Annotated in this window: 3 protein-coding genes; 2 read left to right on the plus strand and 1 reads right to left on the minus strand. The window is 60.6% G+C overall.

What is annotated here, in order from left to right:
- Window positions 1–276: 276 nt before the first annotated feature.
- Both WCG50_RS19140 and WCG50_RS19145 read left to right on the plus strand, forming a co-directional pair.
- Complete coding sequence (locus tag WCG50_RS19140; RefSeq protein ID WP_336901186.1) at window positions 277–588, plus strand: nucleotidyltransferase domain-containing protein; 312 nt, start codon at window positions 277–279, stop codon at window positions 586–588.
- Window positions 589–594: 6 nt separating this feature from the next.
- On the plus strand, window positions 595–1,125 hold the full coding sequence (locus tag WCG50_RS19145; protein ID WP_336901187.1) for a hypothetical protein: 531 nt from the start codon (window positions 595–597) through the stop codon (window positions 1,123–1,125).
- A 21-nt stretch (window positions 1,126–1,146) separates the two neighbouring features.
- On the opposite strand, the gene WCG50_RS19150 is transcribed toward WCG50_RS19145, so the two are convergent.
- Window positions 1,147–2,007, minus strand: coding sequence for a pseudouridine synthase (locus WCG50_RS19150; RefSeq protein ID WP_336901188.1), 861 nt, complete (start codon window positions 2,005–2,007; stop codon window positions 1,147–1,149).
- Window positions 2,008–2,080 lie beyond the last annotated feature (73 nt).

Here is a 2,080-nt window from a genome sequence, read left to right on the forward strand (position 1 = left end):
GGGTCTGGTCGGGTGTTTTGCCGCTGGGTGCACCCAAAGTGCGCCAAACCGATTGATGCACCCCTTCGGCGATGCGGGTCACGCCCGCTGTGGCTTGGGTCGCCAGTTGGGCAATCGCGCGAAGATCGGAGGCGCGAAGGTGCTTGAAGGGGTTTTTGGAGGTCGGTTTCGTCATGAATATATTGTGAAGGCGCTTCCACGCCCTGCGGTAGGGGCGGACGCCTAGGCCTTCGGCAAAGTTTGAGCATGTGCTGGTCGAGAGTAATATGCCCGGCTATGCGTTTATCCCCTCAACAGATCGAGATTATTCTCGCCACAAGTCACGAAGTGATGGGGGCGGATGCCAGCGTCTGGCTTTACGGCTCCCGGTTGGATGATCAGCGTCAGGGGGGCGATATTGATTTGCTGGTCGAGGTGGCCCCTGCGCACGGGCTGCTGTGTCGGGCTCGCTTGAAGACTCGGCTGGAGCAGCGCTTGCAACTCCCTGTGGATGTTCTGCTGGCCCGGCGCGGCATGGCTGGCGGCGCGTTTGTAGCTATTGCCCGGGCACAGGCCCAGCCGCTTTGGGCGGCATCAGCCCCTTCATGAGGTTTTATGAATACAGAAACATTGTTATTCCAGCAGAAGCAGCACTTGGCCAACCTGCTGGAGGCGATTCAACGCTGCGTGTATTTTCTGGATGCATCGGACAGCGGTTTGGGCTGGCCGCTGACAGGATGCTTTTTGACACAGCACAAAAAAGACAATGACCTGTTCGAGGCTCTGGCCGCTATCAACGAGCGTTTTGCCAAGTTGCAAGATACGCTGGGGTCGGCGATGCGCCATAGCTTGCTGTTGTCAGGGGAGCAAGCCGAGAGTTTTATCAAAGTGTTGGCGCTGTTTGAGAAGTTTGGCGTGATCGGAAATATCGAAGAATGGCAGGTGGCCCGCGCTGCCCGCAATCTGGCAGCACATGACTACGAAACCGATTACGACGCCGTTGCCGAACATTTCAATGTATTGCATGAGTTGAAGGCAAGCCTGCTGCGAACGGCCCGGCAGTTCATGAGCTACTGCGAGTCGCAACTTCATGTGGCGCCCAGTAGCCCCGATTTCGCGGCAGAGTTCGCCCGAATCACCGGCTGATTCGGGCTGGCGTCGCCCGGCTTAAAAGCGCTCGTGCGGCGCCAGGTAGCGCCACTGGCCCACCGGCAGGTTGCCCAGCATGACGTTGCCAACGCGTACGCGTTTCAGTCCCACCACTTTCAGGCCGACCAACTCGCACATGCGGCGAATCTGGCGTTTCTTGCCTTCGGTCAGCACAAACCGCAACTGCTCGGGGTTTTGCCATTCGACCTTGGCCGGCTTCAACGCCTGACCATCCAGGCTCAGGCCGTGGCGTAGTCGGGCGAGTTGCTCACGCGGGAACACCGATTGCACATCGGTGCTGACCGGGTCGTCATCGTCAATGCGGCTGAGTTGCGTGACCTGGCCGGGTTGTGTAGCTTGGGCTGCGCTCGCACGAGGCACCGGCCGGGCGGCGTGGGTGGCCGCCGCAGAATTGGCCGCCAGCGCATTGATCACGCCGGTGTACATCACGCGCACCAGGTATTCTTTTTCCATGTGGGCGTCTTCGCCAATCAGTTGGCGCGCCACGCGGCCGTCTTGCGTCAGCACCAGCAGGCCGGTGGAGTCGATGTCGAGCCGCCCGGCGGGCACCAGGCTTTTGAGCTGGCTGGGGTGAAAAAAGAAGCGCGCGTTGTCCTCAGTCCAGCGGTTTTGCGGCTGCACCAGCGTGATGGCAGGCTCGTGGCCGTCTTCGGCCTGACCACTGACCAGGCCAATCGGCTTGTTGATCAGCACCGTGACCTGATTCGCCTGCTGGCCTTGCGCGACCTTGTCGATCTCGATGCGCACATCAGGCGTCACTTGCATGCCCATCTCGGCCACCTTGCCATTGACCTTGACCCATCCCTTTCCAATCCATTCATCAGCCTCGCGGCGTGAAGCCAGGCCCAGTTCGGCCATGCGTTTGTTCAGGCGCAAGGTGCCGTTGGGGCCGATGGCCGCCGTGTTGCGTTGGCCGGTAGGCAGGGGCGCG

This window comes from Rhodoferax sp. (assembly GCF_037143375.1).
Taxonomy (GTDB): domain Bacteria; phylum Pseudomonadota; class Gammaproteobacteria; order Burkholderiales; family Burkholderiaceae_C; genus Rhodoferax.